The organism is Ancylobacter sp., assembly GCF_965229075.1.
In the GTDB taxonomy this organism is placed as follows: Bacteria; Pseudomonadota; Alphaproteobacteria; order Rhizobiales; family Xanthobacteraceae; genus Ancylobacter.
Genome location: NZ_CBDDIO010000002.1, coordinates 1,400,810 through 1,420,000, shown reverse-complemented (window position 1 = coordinate 1,420,000; position 19,191 = coordinate 1,400,810). Strand labels below are relative to the sequence as shown.

Annotated in this window: 17 protein-coding genes and 1 tRNA gene (1 of these 18 running past the window's edge); 3 read left to right on the top strand and 15 right to left on the bottom strand. The window is 68.3% G+C overall.

What is annotated here, in order from left to right:
* The 12 genes from ACO07Z_RS12740 to ACO07Z_RS12685 form a co-directional block, all read right to left on the bottom strand.
* Positions 1-1,809, bottom strand: partial view of an FkbM family methyltransferase gene (locus tag ACO07Z_RS12740; RefSeq protein ID WP_421699050.1) — the 5' portion only. The gene continues 681 nt to the left of window position 1, outside the view; the window shows 1,809 of its 2,490 coding nt (coding positions 1-1,809); the start codon lies at positions 1,807-1,809; its stop codon lies off the left edge, out of view.
* 13 nt (positions 1,810-1,822) lie between these two features.
* On the bottom strand, positions 1,823-3,649 hold the full coding sequence (locus tag ACO07Z_RS12735; protein WP_421700808.1) for a glycosyltransferase: 1,827 nt from the start codon (positions 3,647-3,649) through the stop codon (positions 1,823-1,825).
* Between the two features lie 246 nt (positions 3,650-3,895).
* Positions 3,896-3,970: transfer RNA gene (locus ACO07Z_RS12730), tRNA-Gly, on the bottom strand.
* Between the two features lie 149 nt (positions 3,971-4,119).
* Positions 4,120-4,998 carry a Pnap_2097 family protein gene (locus tag ACO07Z_RS12725; protein ID WP_421699049.1) on the bottom strand — a complete coding sequence of 293 codons (879 nt, stop codon included), beginning with the start codon at positions 4,996-4,998 and terminating at the stop codon, positions 4,120-4,122.
* Positions 4,995-6,275 (bottom strand): MSMEG_0569 family flavin-dependent oxidoreductase, encoded by a 1,281-nt coding sequence (locus tag ACO07Z_RS12720; protein ID WP_421699048.1) that lies wholly within the window; start codon positions 6,273-6,275, stop codon positions 4,995-4,997. The genes ACO07Z_RS12725 and ACO07Z_RS12720 overlap by 4 nt, the downstream gene beginning before the upstream one ends.
* 14 nt (positions 6,276-6,289) lie before the next feature.
* Positions 6,290-6,577 carry an MSMEG_0570 family nitrogen starvation response protein gene (locus ACO07Z_RS12715; RefSeq protein WP_421699047.1) on the bottom strand — a complete coding sequence of 96 codons (288 nt, stop codon included), beginning with the start codon at positions 6,575-6,577 and terminating at the stop codon, positions 6,290-6,292.
* Positions 6,570-7,727, bottom strand: coding sequence for an MSMEG_0565 family glycosyltransferase (locus tag ACO07Z_RS12710; RefSeq protein ID WP_421699046.1), 1,158 nt, complete (start codon positions 7,725-7,727; stop codon positions 6,570-6,572). The genes ACO07Z_RS12715 and ACO07Z_RS12710 overlap by 8 nt, the downstream gene beginning before the upstream one ends.
* Positions 7,724-8,743, bottom strand: a complete 1,020-nt coding sequence (locus tag ACO07Z_RS12705; RefSeq protein ID WP_421699045.1) for a sll0787 family AIR synthase-like protein — start codon at positions 8,741-8,743, stop codon at positions 7,724-7,726. Before ACO07Z_RS12705 ends, ACO07Z_RS12710 begins: the two co-directional genes overlap by 4 nt.
* A gap of 16 nt (positions 8,744-8,759) precedes the next feature.
* Positions 8,760-9,302, bottom strand: coding sequence for an MSMEG_0567/Sll0786 family nitrogen starvation N-acetyltransferase (locus ACO07Z_RS12700; RefSeq protein WP_421699044.1), 543 nt, complete (start codon positions 9,300-9,302; stop codon positions 8,760-8,762).
* Positions 9,299-10,441 (bottom strand): MSMEG_0568 family radical SAM protein, encoded by a 1,143-nt coding sequence (locus ACO07Z_RS12695; RefSeq protein ID WP_421700807.1) that lies wholly within the window; start codon positions 10,439-10,441, stop codon positions 9,299-9,301. Before ACO07Z_RS12695 ends, ACO07Z_RS12700 begins: the two co-directional genes overlap by 4 nt.
* The gene (locus ACO07Z_RS12690) at positions 10,359-11,420 is read right to left on the bottom strand and encodes a Nit6803 family nitrilase (protein ID WP_421700806.1); all 1,062 of its coding nucleotides are present in this window, start codon (positions 11,418-11,420) and stop codon (positions 10,359-10,361) included. Before ACO07Z_RS12690 ends, ACO07Z_RS12695 begins: the two co-directional genes overlap by 83 nt.
* A gap of 91 nt (positions 11,421-11,511) precedes the next feature.
* Entirely contained in the window at positions 11,512-11,994 is a 483-nt protein-coding gene (locus tag ACO07Z_RS12685; RefSeq protein WP_244449980.1) for an MSMEG_0572/Sll0783 family nitrogen starvation response protein, read from the bottom strand.
* A 376-nt stretch (positions 11,995-12,370) separates the two neighbouring features.
* Between ACO07Z_RS12685 and ACO07Z_RS12680 the strand changes: the two genes are divergently transcribed.
* Positions 12,371-13,756, top strand: a complete 1,386-nt coding sequence (locus ACO07Z_RS12680) for a PLP-dependent aminotransferase family protein (RefSeq protein WP_421699043.1) — start codon at positions 12,371-12,373, stop codon at positions 13,754-13,756.
* Between the two features lie 132 nt (positions 13,757-13,888).
* Here the strand turns inward: ACO07Z_RS12680 and ACO07Z_RS12675 are convergent, their stop codons facing one another.
* Complete coding sequence (locus ACO07Z_RS12675) at positions 13,889-14,941, bottom strand: threonine aldolase family protein (protein WP_421699042.1); 1,053 nt, start codon at positions 14,939-14,941, stop codon at positions 13,889-13,891.
* Positions 14,942-15,079: 138 nt separating this feature from the next.
* Here ACO07Z_RS12675 and ACO07Z_RS12670 point away from each other — a divergent pair, with 138 nt between their 5' ends.
* Positions 15,080-16,645: an AAA family ATPase gene (locus ACO07Z_RS12670; protein ID WP_421699041.1), complete on the top strand. Its 1,566-nt coding sequence runs from the start codon at positions 15,080-15,082 to the stop codon at positions 16,643-16,645.
* A gap of 3 nt (positions 16,646-16,648) precedes the next feature.
* On the opposite strand, the gene ACO07Z_RS12665 is transcribed toward ACO07Z_RS12670, so the two are convergent.
* Both ACO07Z_RS12665 and rutR read right to left on the bottom strand, forming a co-directional pair.
* A complete protein-coding gene (locus ACO07Z_RS12665; RefSeq protein ID WP_421699040.1) occupies positions 16,649-17,317 on the bottom strand; it encodes a DsbA family protein in 669 nt (222 codons plus the stop codon).
* A gap of 50 nt (positions 17,318-17,367) precedes the next feature.
* Positions 17,368-18,072, bottom strand: a complete 705-nt coding sequence (rutR, locus tag ACO07Z_RS12660; RefSeq protein WP_421699039.1) for an HTH-type transcriptional regulator RutR — start codon at positions 18,070-18,072, stop codon at positions 17,368-17,370.
* 96 nt (positions 18,073-18,168) lie between these two features.
* Between rutR and ACO07Z_RS12655 the strand changes: the two genes are divergently transcribed.
* The gene (locus ACO07Z_RS12655; protein ID WP_421699038.1) at positions 18,169-19,173 is read left to right on the top strand and encodes an esterase-like activity of phytase family protein; all 1,005 of its coding nucleotides are present in this window, start codon (positions 18,169-18,171) and stop codon (positions 19,171-19,173) included.
* Positions 19,174-19,191 lie beyond the last annotated feature (18 nt).

Sequence of the window (19,191 nt, the reverse complement as noted above, 5' to 3'; positions counted from 1 at the left end):
CGTGTCGTCGATGCCAAACCGCACAACCTTGCTCGCCTTTGTGGAGAAGACATCGATGGTATCCACGATCTTCGTCACGTCGCGCCGAAGCAGGGGCACGCCGCGCGTCATGAAGCAGTAGCTCAGCAGGAAGGCGAAGGGCTTGGCCGCTGCATCGATCGCACACATGACCTCCAGTAGAGGATCCGGGCAGAACGTTCGCGTGATCGACAGGATTCGCCCATCGCTGTTCGCATCCTCCCCCAGGGCCTCGGCGAAGTTCCGGACATCGACGCCGGACAATGACCCAAGAACCTCCGCGAGATCCTGTCGCGCCAGCTGAGCCCGCAGTTCACCCTCGCGCGCAACGACCACGACATTGTCGAACTCCGCCGCGAGCGCGACAGCACGCTCCGGTGCGAGTTCCTCCCCCGGCAACGGACAAACGATCAGCAGCAGATCAAGGCCGCGCGAACGCAGCCAGCGTGTGAGCTGCAGGATGCGGTACTCATTGCCGGCCCGGGGTGGGCAAGGCGACACATGCGACACGCACACCATGAGCGGCGCCTTCCGAGCGACCGTCTGGGCAACACCACGCTCCGTCAGACCCTGCAATCGGATGGTGAACTCGGGCCTGCTGTCATCCGTCCTTGTTGCCGCAACCGGGCGGCGCTTCGGCAGGCCCGTGCGCATTTTCTGGCGCAGCTTCCTCAGGCCGGTTCGGAAGGAGGCTTCCGCTCGGATAATGGGCCTCACAATCTTGAAGATGTTCGACCGCTCGGTCGCTGACACGACCTGCCGGAGATCAGCCAGTTCGCGACGCTGCGCCTCGCATTCAGTAGCGAGACGATGTTGAGCCTCGACAACACGATGATGAGCGTGCTCAAGCGCCGCATACTCGAAGGCACTTGCCACGCGGCCTCCACATCGGGCGGCAAGGCCCGCGCGCAGGATTTCATCGATATATTGCGGCTTCTGCAGCAGCGCGTAGGCGAGATCATCGAGACTGTTGAGTTCGAATATCTGCCAGCTCGGGTCGGTCAGCCCCGCGATTTCCCCGCGCCGCTCGGGTGGCACGCCGACGATGGCCGCCTCCCGCGCCACGCCGAACATGTTTTCCCGTGCGCCAAGCCAATTGTCCGAATTGAAGGCATCCGCGACATGCATGAACAGCGCGTAGCCGAGGGAGGTGAGTTCGGCAAAGCTCCGCGCGCCATCGGCTAGCGAATTACATTCCGCATAGATGACTGGCTTCAATCGGGTAATGGTTTCGACCGCACCCCGCAGCACCGCATCCTCCGCGCCCTCGACATCCAGCTTGATGAGGTCACAGCGCTGAAGACCCAGACCGTCGATGGCGACGACCGGCACCTCGTCGGAGGTTCCTGCGTCGGCCTGCGTCGGACGAACACCCAAACCTGCGAAATTCGCCGCTTCGTCGGCCTTCATCACCTCGAGACGGGCCTGGCCCGGCGCCGCGCCCACCGCAGCGTGATGAAGATGGACGTGATGGAGACCATTGGCGCGGATGTTCGTCTCAAGCAGCGCGAATGAACGGGACTGCGGCTCGAAAGCATGGACCTGCCCGTCGTCACCCACGCGGCGGGCGAAGGCGAGCGCGTGGGTACCGACGAAGGCCCCGGCATCAATGACTGTCCCGCCCGACGGAATGACGTGGCGCAGGAAGCGCAGTTCATTCTCGGCCCACTCGCCATAGGCCCGCAAGGCGGCTCCGATGACGGTATCTTTGGCGAAGAACCGGACGATGCCGTAACGACCCCTAACCTCTTCCGTCAGGGGGGCGTGAGGAATGGACGGTGTCCTGGGCATATCGAACGGTCCCTTACGCGCCGGCCAGCATGGCTTCCCGGATCAGCCAACGCCGTCCGTCGAAGCCGGCCATGGCGGCATGAGTGGCGTCGAGCATCACACGCGCGCAATCCGCCCAACGTGGCTCCGGCGCCCCCTCCGACAGGATCGGCGTGTCGGTCGCGACCGGGGCGGCATGAAGCGCTTCGCCGACAGCCGCGACGAGATCATTCTCCACACGGAAGGTCACGATCCGCTCAGGATGGGACGAGAGCGCACCGATCTCGTCCCAGAGCGCGCTTTCCCGCACGATGATCGTCTTCCCATGAGCGAGCGCCTCTCCCACAGGTAGGCCGAATCCTTCGTAGTGCGACGGGAACACCACGACCGCCGCATCCGCGAACAGCCGCGCGATACGGGCGGGCGACAGGGCGCCACTTTCCATCGCGGTGACGTTCGCCGCCTGGGCGTCTTTCGCGCCTATGGAAATGAAAGACGTATAAGGAAAGGCCGTCGAAAGACTGGCCAGCGTCGCGGCGACATCCTTGTGGTCATAGTTGTTACCCATCACCAGCACGTAAGGTGCATCGGCGACGCTGCCCGCCTCCGGATCGCCAATGATCTCGGCCGGGTCCATGCTTAGGTGGGTCACCAGCAGGGGTACCCGCTCATCGGGATGGAAACGAAACACGTACCGATCGCGGCTATAGGCGGATATGAAGAAAAGCGTATCCGCTACCTGTCCGAGGACCGTCCAGGCACGGCCGAGCCCCGGCACCGCCGCGTAGATGATGTCCCATGCGATCGTATCGAGCATGTTGAACATGATCAGGCCCGCCACGTGATGAAGATCCCGGATCGTTGAGATCGCCCACGGCTGGTCCAGCAGGATCGCCGCCATGAACCCGCCTTGGGGGCCGCCATGCTGGAAATCGAAACGGGGGAACAAGACCTTCAGCCGATGAAACCGGGCGGCTTCCTCGGCAACAAGCACGCTGATCCGCACGCGCGGATCGGCAAGATCGTGAAACCCGCGCAACAAGCCGACAATGCCCACGGCTGTCCCGTTCATGACCGGGTGGAGGCCCTTGCAATCCAGGAGAACCCGCGGACGCCCATCATCGTCGAAGGCGTCGGTCAGGATTCTCTCCAGCCGATGTTCAGGCATGTCCCGCATCATCTCAGCGGAATGCTCGGCATCGCCCGGCACCACCCCTGCCAGCAGAACGCGGTAAGGCGTTGTGCCGCCGGGGCAGGGAACGATCGTGCGATTGCAGATGAGGCTGCGATAGCCGCGCCGCCTCAGGCCCCGCAACATCACGGCATAGGCCTCGCTGAGCGAGGTGGCCGCGAGCGGGGGCACCGCCGCCACCGCCTGCGGCGTCATCACTTGAAGATGGGACAGAAACTCGGGGGCTACATAATGCGCTGGCAACAAGGCGGTCGCGGCCGCCCTGAGCTTCCGGTTGGGATCTCCGGGAAGCCCGAAGACATGCCGGGCCTCGACATCACTGAAACGGGGCTGCACGGTTGCGACCATGGGATCACGGTCGGCTTCGGCTGAAAGCGCCTGCAGGGTCTGGTTACGCCAGGGCCACGCCCCGATAATGAGGGCCAGCGCCCGGCCCCGTTCAGCGGCGCCGGCAAGGGCAAAGCCGAGGCCTGCCAACGCATCGGTGAAGACCTGAGCGGGGCGCAGCGTATCGATGAGCGCCGCATCGCCTCCCGTGGGAAGTACGACGGTGACCTGTCGACCTTCGAAGAGCCCCTCTTCCAGCGCAACCCGCTGCACATAGGCCGGGACATCGACAGCAAGGTCCTGGGTGAGATCCAGGAAGATGTCGAAAGCCGATGGTTGCATCGTGTTCACGCGGCACTCGAATCACGCTGTGAGAGGGTAATCAAATACAGCGGAACCTTCGGCCCGAGCAATGTCAGGGGCGCCCGGGAGGGCGACGGCCGGGTCAACGAACATGATGCTCGAATGAAGTGGTTCGGCCCGATCACCGCAGACGCTGCGTGACCCCCACGCGCCATGGAGCGAGATCGCCAAGGCCCAAAACAACAAAAGCCCCGCTGGCGCGAGGCTTTCTGACGTAGGAAAATTTGGAGCGGGCGATGGGATTCGAACCCACGACCCCAACCTTGGCAAGGTTGTGCTCTACCCCTGAGCTACACCCGCCCGCTCCGTCGTCCGCGTCGGCTTTCGTTGCCGCCCCGAACGGGACGCCTCTATGCCCCAGCCTCGCGGAGATTGCAACGGGGTCGCGCAGGATTTCTCACAGCCTGTTGACGGCGCCGCTTTTCGCCGGACTTACCCGTGGCGGAAGGTCAGAAGACACGCTGGGTAAAGGCGTCGGCGAGAGGCAGGCCATCGCCCGCACGCTCCAGCCGATAGTGATGGATGCGTTCGCGGGCGCCCTGCTCGTCCTTCAGGCGGCGGACAGCCACGCGCTCGCCCGGATCGATATTGCCGTGAAAATAGACCTCGCGCCGGCGCGTTGTTGCCAAGGGCGCCGGCCGGCCGTCGAAATGCCACTCGGCGCGATCGACCAGAGCAACGAAGCTTGAGAAATAGAGAAAGCCGGCGCCGTTGAAATCCTGTGCGGGGCAGGGATCGAACGTGACGCACCCGCTCTCGACAAGGCCGGCGGAGGCGAATTGGGCCTCCGGTGCCGCTCCGCTGCTGCGGAAGGTCGCGGCGCGTGCGGCGAGCGATTCGCCGGCAAAGCCGGGTGCCATGAGTGGCGTCATGAGCTTGGGGAACGCCTCCAGCGCCACGCGCGCCACGGTATGATTGCCTCCTCCAGGCGCCCGGCGCACAAAGGTGGAGACCAGGTTCACCGTGCCGACCGGCTGGCCCTCACAGGTCAGTTCGTGCCGGCTGGCACATTGGGTGTGGGTCAGGCGGCATATCGTGGTGCGGATGGTCAATCGGTCGTTCTCGCCCAGCGCGGCGAAATCGGCCCGTTCCACCGACAGCGCCCGGAACGCAGCGTAGACCGGCGCACCATCCGTGGCGCGGAAATCGGGAACGGCCCGCCCCGCCAGCTGCGCCAGGCCCATCCAGTGCCGGTGGCCGAGTTCCTTCAGCAGCCAGACCTCGGAAAGGCCGGCAAGGCAGAGCTGCGGCATGCCGAGCAGCAGCGTCTCCTCCGCCAGGAAGACCTCTGCCGGGGCAGGCCCCTCCGACGGGAGCGCCATATTCATGCGGCGGTGTCCCGGTCGGCGAGGGCAGCTTCGGTGCCGGCGCGACGCTCGGCGATGTGGGCGACGATATGGGCCGCGTCGCGCCCGACGCTGCCGAAGCGTCCCGAACCCCATGTGTGGAGCCAAGGCAAGCCGATGAAATAGACACCCTCCTGCGCAGTCACCCCCCGCCGGTGCTGCGGGTGGCCGGCGCCATTGAACACCGGCGCGTCGAGCCAGCGGAAATCGGGTCGGAAGCCGATGCACCAGATGATGGCGCCGATGCCGGAGGCGGCGAGATCGAGCGCGGGCCGCTCCCGCTCCGGCTGCCATACCGGCGTGTAGACCGAGGGCGGTGGCGCGGTGAGGCCCTTCTCCGCAATGTGCTTGTCGATGGCGGCGTTGATACCGTTATAGGTGCGGTCGGCATCGTCAAGCGCCTGGGCGAGATGGGTGTCGAACAGCAGATTCGTCCCGTCAAAGTCCCGCAAAACGCCGAACAGCTCCATGCCTTCCGTCGCGAAGCGGCGCAGATCGATGTCGCGCCCGCCGTCGCGGCCGGTGACATAATGATTGGTGTTGTCGCGCACCCCTTCGCGCAGCGGGTGCTGCTCGACCGGCATGTCGTAATAGCCCATATCGGCCAACCAGGTGACCACATCTCGGCCGCGGTAGAAGCGGGCGCAGCGCGGGGCATTGCCCACCGCCAGGAATACCTTGCGGCCGGCAAGGTGCAGGTCCTCCGCGATCTGGGCGCCGGACTGGCCGGAGCCGACGACCAGCACCGCGCCATCCGGCAGCTGGCCGGCGTTGCGGTACTCAGCGGAATGGAGTTGCACGAGCGCGGCCGGCAGGCGCTCGGCCATGCGCGGCACGATCGGCTCGTGATAGCCACCGGAGGCCACGACGACCGCGTCAGCGCTGACATCGCCGGCGGAGGTGGCGACGAGAAAGCCCCCTTCGGCGCGTCGGCTGACGCGGCGCACCGTCACCCCCTCGCGGATCGGCGGATCGACCTTGGCGCGAAACTCCTTGAGATAGTTGAGTATTTCGTCCTTCTTCATGAAGCCGTCCGGGTCCGGTCCGGCATAGGGATGGCCCGGCAGGTCGCATTGCCAGTTCGGGGTAACGAGACAGAAACTGTCCCAGCGCTGGCTTTCCCAGGCGTGCATGGCGGTGCGCTTCTCCAGCACCAGATGGTCGATGCCGGCCGCGGTGAGGTGGTAGCTGGTCGACAGACCCGCCTGCCCGCCCCCGACAATGACCACGGGATAATGCGTGACACGGTTCTCGTTCATGGGCTGGCTCCGGCTCATTCCGCAAACGCCTCGACGGCGACGCGGGCATCGGGATGGGTGGCATAGGCTTGGCCCGCCTGCTCCAGCCGGGCGAGCTGGCCCATGGCGCGCGAACAGGGAAAGCCGTAGCGGGCCTCGACCCGGGCGCTGGCGATGGTGAGAGCCTCGCGGCTGCGCCGCAGGAAATCCGCCAAAGCGTAGATTTCACCAGGTGTTAGGTAGTCCTTGATGACCAGCGAGGGCGAGTAGCAACTCTCCAGCGCGCCGTCCGGCCAGCGAATGGTGAAGCGCATTTCAGGCATGGACCGGCTCCGCGAGGCGCTCATAGGTGGAAAGATGAGCCCGCGCAGTGGCAGCCCAGTCGTGGCGGGCGGCGGCCACCGGGCCTTTTTTGGCAAGGCGCTCAAGAGTTTGCGGCTTCAAGGCGAGCATGAGCGCGTCGGCGATGGAAGCGGGATGCAGCGGGTCGCACCACACGGTCTCATCCTCGCCGATATGTTCGGTGAAGGGCGGAATCCGGGAGATCACCGTGGGCACGCCACAGGCCATGGCCTCCAGCGCCACCAGGCCGAAGCCCTCCTTCACCGAAGCGAAGGCGAGCACGTCGGCGAGGCGGTAGAGCGCCGGCATGTCGTCCTGCGGCAGCGGCCCGGTGCGGATGACCGCCTCGGTCGGCAGGCCGGACGACGCGAGCAAATTCTTGAACTCGTTGAGATAGTCGTGATGGTCGAGCACGCTGGCGCCGCCGGCGATGACGAGCTGCGCGTGCGGGTGCATCACGCGAAGCTGTTGGAACGCCTGCAGAATCCGGCAGCTGTTCTTGCGCGCCTCCACCCCGCCGACGCTGAGCACGATGGGCCCGGGCCCAAGGCCCAACCGGGCCGCCAGCGCCGCCTCCCGACCGTCGGGCTTGGGCGTGAAGCGCTTGATATCTATGCCATTTCCGACCAGAACGGCGTCGATCCCGAAGCTCTCGCGCAACTGGTCCTGCCAGAGATGGCTGACGACGAAATGTCGGTCGGCGGCGCGAATCGATCGATTTTGCAAGGCCTTAAGGTCGGGATCGGGGAAGGCGTCGACATGATGCACGGTGCGGGCGAAGCCGGGGATCAGGCCGCGCTCCTTCAGCGTCGCCAGCGCGTTGGCGGATATCCCGTCCTGGGCGTGGAACACATCGAAGCGGCGATGCTCCAACGCATTGAAATAGTGAACATATTCGTCCGCGCGCTGACGCACCATCGCCGCCACGTCGCCTGGCGCCGGCGCGGCGGGGACGCTCACCGTCGCGCACAGGCTGGGGCGGAAAAACCCCGCGCCGCGCGGGTCCGGCGCGTGCACCACCGCCTCGAAACCCAGTCGTACCAAGGCTTCGCCGAGTTCCAGCGCGTGGACGACGCCGCCGCGCGGGTTGGTGGAATGGGCGAGAATCGCGATGCGCACGGGCCGCCTCATGCCGCGTCCTCCGCCGGTCCGCAGCCGATGAGCGGTGCGCGGGAAAAATCCCATATGGTCTCGTGACTTATACCCTGTCGGACGGTCACCTTCCGCTCCGCCGTGACGGTGCCGACCGCTGCGGCCGCAATGCCCCGTTCGGCGAGGCTGGTGAGTACGATGGGGAGGACAGTGTGTCCGATTGCGATGATGTAGCCGAAGCTCGGGAAGGTCATCAGCCAGCGCGCGGCATCGACCCCCTCGGGGGCGGGCACGGCGTCGAGATCGATCTCGATGCCGACCCCGGAGCCCTCCGCCAGCATGGCGGCGGTGCCGACGATTCCCCCCTGGCTGATGTCCTTGGCGGCGCGGGCCAGCCCCGCCTCGGCGAGGCGGGGGAGCAGGTCGAGATCGCCGCGCAGCCGCTCGGCCGGCGCGTCGGTGGCGGCGTCCCAATTGGAGAAGGGCTCGCGGTAGCGCCCGCGCAGATCGATGGCCGCCACCAGCACCTCGCCCGGGCGGGCGTCGAAGGAGGTGAGCAGGCGTTTCGCCCGGCCCAGCACGGCGACGGAAAGCTGGCCCTGCTCGCTCGCCAGATTTGTATGCCCGCCGACGATGGGGACGCCGAAGCGGGCTGAGGCGGCGCGCAGCCCTTCCAGCATTGGCGCGGCGCCGTCCTCGCCCTTCGCCCATACCGCGTCCACCACCGCCAGCGGCCGCCCGCCCATGGCGGCAATGTCGGAGAGATTGACCATCACCCCGCACCAGCCGGCGAACCAGGGGTCGGCGGCGACGAAGCCGTTCATGAAGCCTTCGATGGCGAACAGCAGATAGCCCTCGCCATCGGGGATGGCCGCGCAGTCGTCGCCGACGCGGATGGCCTCGCGCCCGTCGAAGCCGAGTCGGGCGGCGGCGCGGGCGATGTCGGCTTTGGAGGCGAGCCCGGAAGAGGCGCGTAGCCGGCTCACGACCTCGGAGAAGGCCACCCCGGCGAAGTCGAGCCGGCCGGCGGCGGGGCGGTTCAGGGTGAGTGACATGCGCCCTCTCCCCTGCTCACGCCGCCCGGCGCGGCTGGGCGTGGAAGCCGGTTTCCGCGTCGTGGATCGGAGGGTAATGCGCGAGATCGGCGCGCATCAGCACGTGCGGCCGGCCATGCAGCTGCTTCTCTTCCACGATGTCCCAGCGCAGCCGGCGGAACAGCAGCGCGTTCTGGCTCTGCACATGGGCGAGAAAGGTGGTGCAGCCGCGCGCATGGGCGGAACAGACGGCGAGGCGGATCAGGGCCGCGCCGAGCGCGCCGACCTTGCGGTAATCTTCCGCCACGGCGAGGCGTGAGCCCCACCACTCCCCCGGCGCGGACTCGTGGATGCGCACGGTGCCGACTACATCGTCGGCTAACAAACCCAGCATGGAGACAGCGACCAGCGGAATGGCCACCTCGTCGATCGGGTCGCGGTCGTCGCCGTCGAACAGGCCCTGCTCCTGGCAGAACACCTCATGGCGCAGGCGGGCGGCGCCGCGCCTCTCCCAGGTCTGGGTGGCGAACTTCACCTGGAAATCGGCGGCGCGGAAGGGGCGGAAGGGCTCGAACATCACGCGCATCCTCCCGTCACCGCGCCCTGCCGCTCATAGGTGGCGAGCGCCGAACAGGCGCCGCATTTGGCGCAGCCCGCCTTCGCCTCCGTCGCCTTCAGCCCCGTCGCCCGCAGCATGGCGGCGAGCGGGCCGAGGATGGAGTTCATGAAGGCGGGCGTGGGCGTCGGGTGGCTTTCCAGCGGCGTGCCGGAAATCGGCACGAAGGGCACGACGAAGGGATAGACGCCCATGCGGGTGAGCCGGTCGCAGACGGAAAGGATGTCCCCGGCGGTGTCGCCGAGCCCCGCGAGGATGTAGGTCGAGACCTGCCCGCGCCCGAACACCGGCACGGCGGCGGCAAAGGCTTCGAAATAGCGCTCCACCGACACCTGCGCCTTGCCGGGCATGATGCGGCGACGCACCTCCTCGGTGCAGGCTTCCAGATGCATGCCGAGCGCATCGGCGCCGGCCTCGAACATGCGGGCGAACCAGGCATCGTCATCGGGCGGCTCGCACTGCACCTGAATGGGCAGGTTCACCGCCGCCTTCACCGCCGCCGCGCTTTCGGCAAGGATCGCCGCGCCGCGGTCCTTGCCCGGCGGCGTGCCTGTCGTCATCACCATGTGCTTGACGCCGTCGAGCTCCACGGCGGCCTTGGCGACTTCGGCGAGCTGCGCCGGGGTCTTGCGCTCGATGGTGCGGCCGGCGGCCAAAGACTGGCCGATGGCGCAGAACTGGCAGGTCTTGGTGCGGCTCTGGTAGCGGATGCAGCTTTGCAGCACCGTCGTCGCCAGCACATCGCGCCCGTGCAGCACGGCGATCTTGGAATAGGGAACGCCGTCGGCGGTGGTGAGGCCGTAGAATTTCGGCTGGAGCGGAAACGAGACTTCGCCCAGCACCAGCCCGTCGCGGCTGATCCGGCTTTTCCCGAAGGCGTCCGGCTTCTCCACGAGATAGGGGCTCTCGAAGGCCGGCGCGGTGTGGACGGGCACCATCACCGTCATGCCGTCGAGCGTCATCGCCTTGTGGTCGGAAGGCCCGGCCCCGCCCCGGCGCGAATCGGCGCCGGCGCGCGGATCAACCAGCCGCACCCCGTAGGACTGCAATTCGTTGATCAGCTGCTGCGTCGGCAGCGGCGTGAGCTCCCGCGCGAGATCCATCGGCTTCATCGGAAACGCTCCCTGTCAGGACGGGGCCGTCGGCCCCGGCGGTGGTGTGGACGGGCACGGCCGGGCGAGTGTCGTGGTGAAGGCTGAGCAGTTCCGGGCGGGCGTAATGGCCGACCGAATCCATCATCCGCTTGCGCTTGGTGATGAGGCCCATGTCGAGATCGGCGAGGAGGATACCCTCGCCGGACGTGAGCGGGGGCACGACATGGCTGCCCTCCGGCGAGATGATCGCCGTCATGCAGCCGCCGGTGAGGGCGCGGCGGAGCTTCTCCTCAGGCGAGATGCGGGCGATCTGTTCCTCGCTCAGCCAGCCGGTGGCGTTGACGACGAAGCAGCCGGATTCCAGCGCGTGGTGGCGGATCGTCACCTCGATCTGCTCGGCGAAGATCGGCCCGACCAGCGAGCCGGGGAACTGCGCGACGTGGATTTCCTCGTGCTGGGTCATCAGCGCGTAGCGGGCGAGCGGGTTGTAATGCTCCCAGCAGGCCAGCGCGCCGACGCGGCCGACGGCCGTGTCGACCACCTTGAGCCCGGCGCCGTCGCCCTGGCCCCAGATCATCCGCTCATGGAAGGTGGGGGTGATCTTGCGGCGCTTGAGCTTGAGCGAACCATCGGCGTCGAAGATCAGCTGGGTGTTGTAGAGCGAGCCATGGTCGCGCTCGTTGACCCCCAGCACGACCACCACGCCGAGCCGGCGGGCGCTGGCGCTCACCGCCTCCGTCACCGGGCCGGGAATGAGCACGGCCTGTTCGTAAAGCCGCAAATGCTCCGCCCCCGTCAGCACGGGGGGCAGGACGAAGGAGAAATAGGGATACCAGGGCAGGAAGGTTTCGGGGAACACGACGAGCTTGGCGCCCTTGGCCGCCGCCTCGTCCAGCGCCGCAAGCACGCGGGCGAGCGTGCCTTCCAGCGTGTCGAGATCGGGCGCGATCTGCACCGCGGCGACGCGGACGATTTTCTTCTCGGCCACTTTGTTCTCGGCCATCTCGGCCTCCCGGTTCGTCGTCATCCCGGACGGCGGCACGCCGCCGATCCGGGATCGCTCGGTCAGTGGACAGCCGTCACAGCGTCCAGGTGTCGAGGATGAAGGCGTTCTCGCGGCGGTGGAGCAGCACGATGTCCAGCACGTCGAGCGGGCTGACCGGGATGATGCCGGGGATCAGCGCGCCCTCGCCATGGCCGTACAGCGCCTGCAGGGCGAAGCGGCAGGCATAGACCTTGCCGCCATCGTTCAGGATCTTCTCGATGCGGTTGTTGAAGTTGAGATGGCCGGGGAAGGCCTCGTCGCCGAGCTTGGGGAAGCCGCGCTGCACGCCGAGCGTGACGCCGGGGCCATAGAGCAGCACCGAGGTCTCGAAGCCCTTCTGGATCAGGCGAGAGGCCTGGAGCAGATTGACGAGGCCGATGGAGCCCTCGAAGGCGACGGTATGAAAGGTGATGAGCGCCTTTTCGCCGGGGGCGGCTTTGACGTCCTCGAACTTCTTCTCTTCATAATCGACAAGCACGTCGCCCTTGGCATGGGCCGGCACGGTGATGGTGGCCATGTCGCTCTCCTTGGCTGCTGCAATGGGCCGGCGGGGAACCTGCATTGGGGGCCGGGCGGAACAGGCAATGCAATCAAGGTGCCAATTGACGGAATGCTGAAAGAATCAGCAGAACAGTCAAATTACATTCAATAATACATACAATTGGTCTGAAGACGGCGGCGAGGCTATGGCGAGAGATCAGGCGGACGCTGAGAGAACAGGCGGGACTCTGCACGCTTGCTGCGCAGGCGATGGCGAAGCGCCGCGCGCGGCTCCTACGCAGCAAGTTGTGGACCAGGGGTGACAGGCCACCTTTGCAACATTATACAGTCAATTCTTCCGGACCGCGCCGCCGCGCGAGCTCACGGATGGCGACCAGCAAAGTGACGTACCGATGGCCGACTGGATTCCCGACCTCAGCCGCTCCGACAAGCCGCGCTACCTCGCCATCGCCGATTTGATCGGCGAGGACATCCGCGCCGGGCGGCTTTCCATCGGCGACCGGCTGCCGCCGCAGAGGAAGCTCGCGGCCCGGCTCGACATCGACTTCACCACCGTGGCACGCGGCTATGTCGAGGCGCAGAAGCGCGGCCTGGTCGAATCGCGCGTCGGACAGGGCACCTTCGTCACCGGTGCGCCGCGCCCGAAGCCCCGCGCCCCCGCCGCGCCCAAGCCCGGCACGGTCGATCTCTCCATGAACCTGCCGCCCGAGCCGGACGACCCGGCGCTGATCGAGCGCATGCAGGAGGGTCTCGCCGAGGTGGCGCGCGATCTCGTCAGCCTGCTGCGCTATCAGGGCTTCGGCGGCACGGTGGCGGACAAGGACGCGGCCTCCGCCTGGCTCGGCCGGCGGGCGCTGGTGCCGGCGCAGGAGCGCATTTTCGTTACCCCCGGCGCGCATCCCGCGCTGCTCGGCATTTTCGGCCTGCTGGCGCGGCCGGGCGAGACGATCCTGTGCGAGGCGATCACCTATCCCGGCGTGCGCGCCATCGCCGCCCAGCTCGGCATCAAGCTGCACGGCCTGCCGATGGACCATGACGGCATCGACCCCGACGCTTTTGCTGCCGCCTGCCGCGACCTCGCGCCCAAGGCGCTCTATCTCAACCCGACGCTGCAGAACCCCACCACCCTGACCATTCCCGAGGAGCGGCGGGAGGCGATCGCCAAGGTGGCGCGGCGCTTCGGCGTGCCGATCGTCGAGGACGACGCCTATGGCTTCGTGCCGCCGCACGGCCCGCCGCCGCTGGCCGCCATCGCCCCGGACCTCACCTGGCATATAGCGGGGCTGGCCAAATGCATCGGCGCCGGGCTGCGCGCCGCCTATGTGGTGGCGCCGGAGGTGCGCGCCGGCTACGCCTTCGCCAGCGCGCTGCGCACCGCCAATGTCATGGCCTCGCCGCTGACCACCGCGCTGGCGACGCGCTGGATCGAGGACGGCACCGCCGACACGCTGCTGCGCTTCATCCGCACCGAGGCCGCCGCGCGGCAGGCGCTGGCGAGCGAGGTTCTACCCAAGGGCAGCTTCCGCGCCGACCCGCTGAGCTTCAATCTCTGGATCGAACTCCCCGCGCCGTGGACCCGCTCCGCCTTTGTCGGCCATATGCGTTCCACCGGCATCGGCGTGGTGGCGAGCGACGCCTTCACCGTCACCGCCCCCACGGTGGAGGCGGTGCGCGTCTGCCTCGGCGGCCCGGCGACGCGCGCGCAGATCCGCTCGGCGCTGGATTTCATGGCGCACGCGCTGGAAGAATCGCCCGAGGTGGTGTCGGCGGTGATGTGAGGGGCCGCTCACGCGCCCCTCATCCCCGGGCTTGACCCGGGGACCCACCCGGCTGATCGCGCCGAGGCTCAAAGTCTGGGTGGCCGGGTCAAGCCCGGCCATGAGGGAAAGCGCGCGGCAACGGGCGCTCCCTCACCCCAGCGCCCGCGCCGCCGCCACGAGCCGGTCGACATCGCCCTCCGAGGTGGCGAAGGAGGTGACGAGGCGCACCACGCCCGCGCCCCAGCGGTCGGTGTAGAAACGGAAGCCCTGCGCCAGCAGGCCCTCGCAGATGGGCGCGGGCAGGCGGACGAACAGCATGTTCGCCTCCACCTTCCGCTGTATCTCCACCCCGGCAATCCCCGCGAGGCCGGCGGCGAGCCGCGCCGCCATGGCATTGGCGTGGCGGGCATTGGCGAGCCAGAGATCGCCGTCGAGATAGGCGTCCATCTGCGCGGCGAGAAACCGCATCTTGGAGGCAAGGTGCCCAGCGCGCTTGCGGCGGAAGGCGAGCTCGCCGGCGCGGGCGGGGTCGAACAGCACGATGGCCTCCACCCCCAGCGCGCCGTTCTTGGTGGCCCCGAAGGAGAGAATGTCCACTCCCGCCTTCCAGGTCATCTCGGCGGGAGAAGCGCCCAGCGCCGCCACCGCATTGGCGAAGCGCGCGCCGTCCATATGCAGGCCCAGCCCGGCCTCCCGGCACACCGCGCCGAGGGCGGCGGTCTCGTCCACCGAATAGAGCGTGCCGCGTTCCGTGATCTGGGTGATGGAGACGCAAGAGGGTTGCACGCAATGCACGTCGCCCCGGTCGCGGTGGGCGGCGGTGGCCAAGGCGTCACGGTCGATCTTGGCGTTCGCCCCGGGCACATGCACCAGCTTGGCGCCGCCGGTGTAGAATTCCGGCGCGCCGCATTCATCATTCTCGATATGGCTGTCCGAATGGCACAGCACCGCGCCCCAGGGCGGGGTGAGCACGCTCAAGGCCAGCGCATTGGCGGCGGTGCCGGTGGATACCAGCAGTACGCTCACCTCGCGCTCGAACAGGGCGGAGAGCCTAGCCTCGACGCGGGCGGAAATCGCGTCGGCGCCATAGGAGGGCATCGGCCCTTCATTGGCCGCCGCCAGCGCTTCGAGGATGGCGGGGGAGATTCCGGCGACATTGTCGCTGCCGAAGCCGGGTGGGCGGGGGGCGGGGGTGTCGGTCACGGCGGGTCCTGCGGCGATGAGGAACGGTTCGACAAGGGAGGAGACCCAGCCGGGGCGCTTGTCAATCGCGCCGGCAGGGCGTTCCCTGCGTCAAGTGCCGGATGGCGCGCGCCGGCGCGTCGGCGTTAGATGGCGCGCATGAGTGCCCGTGACCATGTCGTCGCCGACCAGGAGGCGATCTTCGCCCTGCTCGCCGACCCCTCCACCTACGGCGTGAGCGAACCCGTCCGCCGTGTCGACACGCATGGCGCGGTGGTCTTTCTCGCCGGCGACACGGTGTACAAGGTCAAGCGCGCGGTGCGCTTCTCATTCATGGATTTCTCCACGCTGGAAAAGCGCCGGCGGGCCTGCGCCCGCGAAGTGGAACTGAACCGCGCCACTGCGCCGGCACTTTATCGCGGGCTGGTGCCCATCCTGCGGCGGAACGGAACGCTGCATCTGGGCCCTGTGGGCGCGAGCGACGCGCCGGGCGAGATCGTGGAATGGGCGGTCGAGATGCGCCGCTTCGACGAAAACGCGACGCTCGACCATGTGGCGACGCGCGAGGGTCTATCCCCCGCGCTGATCGATGCGCTGGCGCAGGCGGTGGAGCGGGCGCACCGGCAGGCCCCTGTTGTCGCCGGCACCAGCGGCCGCGCGTTGCGGGCCGTGGCGCGCAACGTCGTCGCCGGGCTGCGCGAGGCGCCCGACCTGCTGCCGCCGACGCAGGTCGCCGCGCTGGAAGCGGCCTTTCTCGAAGCCTTCGACCGGCTGGAACCGCTGCTGGCGCGCCGCGCGGCGGCGGGCGAGGTGCGGCGCTGCCATGGCGACCTGCATCTGCGCAACATCGCGCTCATCGACGGCGCGCCGGTGCTGTTCGACGCGCTGGAATTCGACGAAGCGCTCGCCACCACCGACCGGCTCTACGACCTCGCCTTCCTGATCATGGACATCGCCATGCGGGGCATGGCGTTCGAGGCGAATCGGCTGCTCAACCGCTACCTCATCGCCTGCGGCGAGGACCCGCCCTATGACGGGCTGGGGGCACTGCCGCTGTTTCTCGCCCTTCGCGCCGCGATACGCGCGCAGGTGGGCGCGGCGGCGGCGGCCTTTCGCGACCCCGCTGGCCGCGCGGCGGCAGGGGCGGATGCCCGGGCCTATCTCGCCTATGCGCAGGCGGCTCTGGCGCCACGTGCGGTGAAGCTGGTGGCGGTCGGCGGCCTCTCCGGTTCCGGCAAGAGCACGCTCGCCGCCGCGCTGGCGCCCTTTCTCGGGCCGGCGCCCGGCGCGGTGCATCTGCGCTCGGATGTCGAGCGCAAGCGGCTGAACGGCACGCCGGAGCTGGAGCGCCTGCCGCCGGAGGCCTATTCGCTTGATAGGACGCAGCAGGTCTATGCCGTGCTGCGCGAGCGGGCGGAGGCGGTACTGGCCGCCGGCCATGCGGTGATTGTCGATGCCGTGCACCAGCGCCCCGACGAGCGGGCGGAGATCGCCGCTCTGGCGCAGGAAGCCGGGGTGGATTTTCTCGGCCTGTGGCTGGAAGCGCCGGTGGAGGCGCTGGCCGACCGCGTGAGCGCGCGGCGCGGCGACGCCTCCGACGCCACGGCGGAGGTGGTGCGCTGGCAGGCGGGCCGCGAGGCCGGCCCGCTCGACTGGGTGCGGCTGGATTCCGCCCGGCCACCCGCCACCGTGCTGGCGCAGGCCCGGGCGCTGCTGGACCTGTGAGGATCAGTTCGGCGGCGCGCTCTCGGCGGCACGGGCGCGGGCGTCGGCGACCACGTCCTTGAAGCCCTGATAGTCGAGTGCGGCGGCGACCTTGAACGGGCCGACGAGATAGACCGGCGTGCCCGGCAGGCCGAGCGCCTCGGCCTGGTCATTGGTGCGCCGAAGCAGGGCGCCGATCTCGCCGGCATGCGCTTTCAGGTCTTTGGCCAGCTTCTTGCGGTCGATGCCGGCCGCGCCCAGCGCCTCGCTCATCCGCTCGGTGGAGGCGCGGGCGGGCATCTTCATCAGCACCTTGTGGGCGTCGAGATAGCGGCCCTGATAGTTGGCGGCCAGCGCCAGCTGGGCGGCGACGACGGAGGATTCCGACAGGATCGGCCAGTCCTTGTAGACGAGGCGGATCTTGCCGTCCTCCGCCACCAGCCGTTCCAGCTCGGGGAGCGACTTGCGGCAATAGCCGCAATGATAGTCGAAGAAGGCGACGATGGTGACATCGCCCTGCGGGTTGCCGAAGGTCGGGGTCTGCTTGTCATTGAGCAGGGCGTCGACATCGAGCGTCTTCGCCGCCGGCGGCTTCACCTCCGGCGTGGCCGCGAGGGCCGGCAGCGCCGCGCCGACAAATGCCGCGCCAACAAGGGCGCCGGCGGCGGTGAGGAGCAGCGCGCGGCGCTTCATCGGAACGTCCTTCTGGCTGCGGGCACGCCCGACAGGACGCAACCGCCGAACTAGCGGGGGCGCAGCCCGTCGAGGAGAAGGCGCTGCACGTTGCGCGTAGCCTCTTCGACAAACGCCTCCTCGTCCAGCCCCCTGCCGAGCAGCGCGTCGATCTGCGGCGCGAAGTCGGCATAGTGTTGCGTCGTCGCCCACAGCGCGAAGATGAGGTGGTGCGGATCGACCGGCGCCAGCTTGCCGGCGGCGATCCAGCCATGGATCACCGCGGCCTTGGCCTCGACCAGCTGCTTCAGCGAGGTCTCCAGTTCCGGCCGCAGCAGCGGCGCGCCCTGCACCACTTCGAGGCAGAACAGCCGCGACGCCTCGGGGTGGGTGCGCGAGAAGCGGATCTTGCGGGCGATATAGGCGCGGATGCCCTCCACCGGGTCGCTCTCCACCTCCAGCGCGCGCAAGGGATCCAGCCACTCGTCGAGCAGCCGGCTCAGCACCCCGACATAGACCTCTTCCTTGGAGGCGAAATAATAGAACAGATTGGTTTTGGAGACGGCCGCCGTGCGGGCGATCTGCTCCACCGTGGTGCCGTGCAGGCCCTGGCGGGAGAACAGCGCCAGCCCGGCGTCGAGAATGGCGCCGCGCTTTTCGGCGATGCGGCGCAGGCGGTGCGGCGTCTTCGGCCGGGCGGGCGGCGCGGCGCGGGTCGGCGGCGCCGGATCGGTGGGAGGCGCGGCTCTCGGCGAAGGCTTGGTCCCCTGGCTCATGCCCTGACATGGCACGGAAAGGAAAGCCACCGCAATATGCCGGCGCGGACGCGGCGATTCGGGCCGGCCGCGCCGGTCCACGGAGCGACGATCCCCATGGCGACGCGCCACGCATGCAGCTTCCTCGCCGCCGCCCTGCTGCTCGCCACTGCCGCGCCGTTCCCCGCGCGCGCGCAGGCGGCCGAGCCGGTTACCGTGCAGGCGTCCCCGATCGAGCGCTTCGATGCCGGCGGCGCGCGGCGCTTCGGGCCGCTAGAGTTCCGCGGCGGGCTGGTGCTGTCCTCGCCCTCGCCGAATTTCGGCGGGCTCTCCGGCCTCGTCGTGGACGAGGCGGGCGAAGGTTTTCTCGCCGTCACCGACAAGGGCTGGTGGCTCTCCGGCCGCATCGTCAGCGAGGGCGATACGCCGGTCGGCATCGCCGAGGCCCGCATGGCGCCGATGCGCACCGCCAAGGGCGCGACGCTGGCGAGCCAGGGGCGCGGCGATGTGGAATCGCTCGCCCGCATTCCCGGCGGCGTGCTGGTGGGGATCGAGCGCGTGCAGGAAGTCTGGCGCTTCGATGGGCCGGACCCGCTTAAGGCAACCGGGCGCCGGCTGATTTCCGACCCGGCGCTGTCACGGCTCGGCGGCAATCAGGGCCCGGAGACGCTGCTTGCCCCGCCCGGCGGCGTGCCCGCGGCGGTGATCGTCATCGGCGAGGAAAGCCCGGACGACGCGAACGCCCTGCCCGGCTTCCTGTTCGACCCGCTCGCCAACCCGAAGCCAAAGGGCCGTTTCACGATCACACGCACGGATGAGTTCGACGCCACCGACGCGGCGCTTGCCGATGACGGCAACGTCTATCTGCTGGAACGACGCTTCGACCTGCTGCGCGGCGTCGCCCTGCGCCTTCGCCGCTTTCCGCTCAGCGCCGTTCAGCCGGGATCGGTGATCGAGGGCGAGGTGCTGCTCAGCGCCAACCGGGTGGCCGCGATCGACAACATGGAAGGGCTCGCCCTTCACCGCAACGCGGCGGGCGAACTGATCCTGACGCTGATTTCCGACGACAATTTCTCGCCGCTGCAGCGCACGCTGCTGCTGCGTTTCGCCCTGGTTGAATGAGATGGGAAACCGAAAGGC

Bases quoted from the DNA above. Each gene is read 5' to 3' on its own strand.
- ACO07Z_RS12680 (WP_421699043.1), top strand. From the start codon at position 12,371: ATGGCCGACTGGATTCCCGACCTCAGCCGCTCCGACAAGCCGCGCTAC.
- ACO07Z_RS12725 (WP_421699049.1), bottom strand. From the start codon at position 4,998: ATGAATATGGCGCTCCCGTCGGAGGGGCCTGCCCCGGCAGAGGTCTTC.
- ACO07Z_RS12665 (WP_421699040.1), bottom strand. From the start codon at position 17,317: ATGAAGCGCCGCGCGCTGCTCCTCACCGCCGCCGGCGCCCTTGTTGGC.
- ACO07Z_RS12710 (WP_421699046.1), bottom strand. From the start codon at position 7,727: ATGAGGCGGCCCGTGCGCATCGCGATTCTCGCCCATTCCACCAACCCG.
- rutR (WP_421699039.1), bottom strand. From the start codon at position 18,072: ATGAGCCAGGGGACCAAGCCTTCGCCGAGAGCCGCGCCTCCCACCGAT.
- ACO07Z_RS12735 (WP_421700808.1), bottom strand. From the start codon at position 3,649: ATGCAACCATCGGCTTTCGACATCTTCCTGGATCTCACCCAGGACCTT.
- ACO07Z_RS12685 (WP_244449980.1), bottom strand. From the start codon at position 11,994: ATGGCCACCATCACCGTGCCGGCCCATGCCAAGGGCGACGTGCTTGTC.
- ACO07Z_RS12670 (WP_421699041.1), top strand. From the start codon at position 15,080: ATGAGTGCCCGTGACCATGTCGTCGCCGACCAGGAGGCGATCTTCGCC.
- ACO07Z_RS12705 (WP_421699045.1), bottom strand. From the start codon at position 8,743: ATGTCACTCACCCTGAACCGCCCCGCCGCCGGCCGGCTCGACTTCGCC.
- ACO07Z_RS12695 (WP_421700807.1), bottom strand. From the start codon at position 10,441: ATGGATCTCGCGCGGGAGCTCACGCCGCTGCCGACGCAGCAGCTGATC.
- ACO07Z_RS12715 (WP_421699047.1), bottom strand. From the start codon at position 6,577: ATGCCTGAAATGCGCTTCACCATTCGCTGGCCGGACGGCGCGCTGGAG.
- ACO07Z_RS12655 (WP_421699038.1), top strand. From the start codon at position 18,169: ATGGCGACGCGCCACGCATGCAGCTTCCTCGCCGCCGCCCTGCTGCTC.
- ACO07Z_RS12720 (WP_421699048.1), bottom strand. From the start codon at position 6,275: ATGAACGAGAACCGTGTCACGCATTATCCCGTGGTCATTGTCGGGGGC.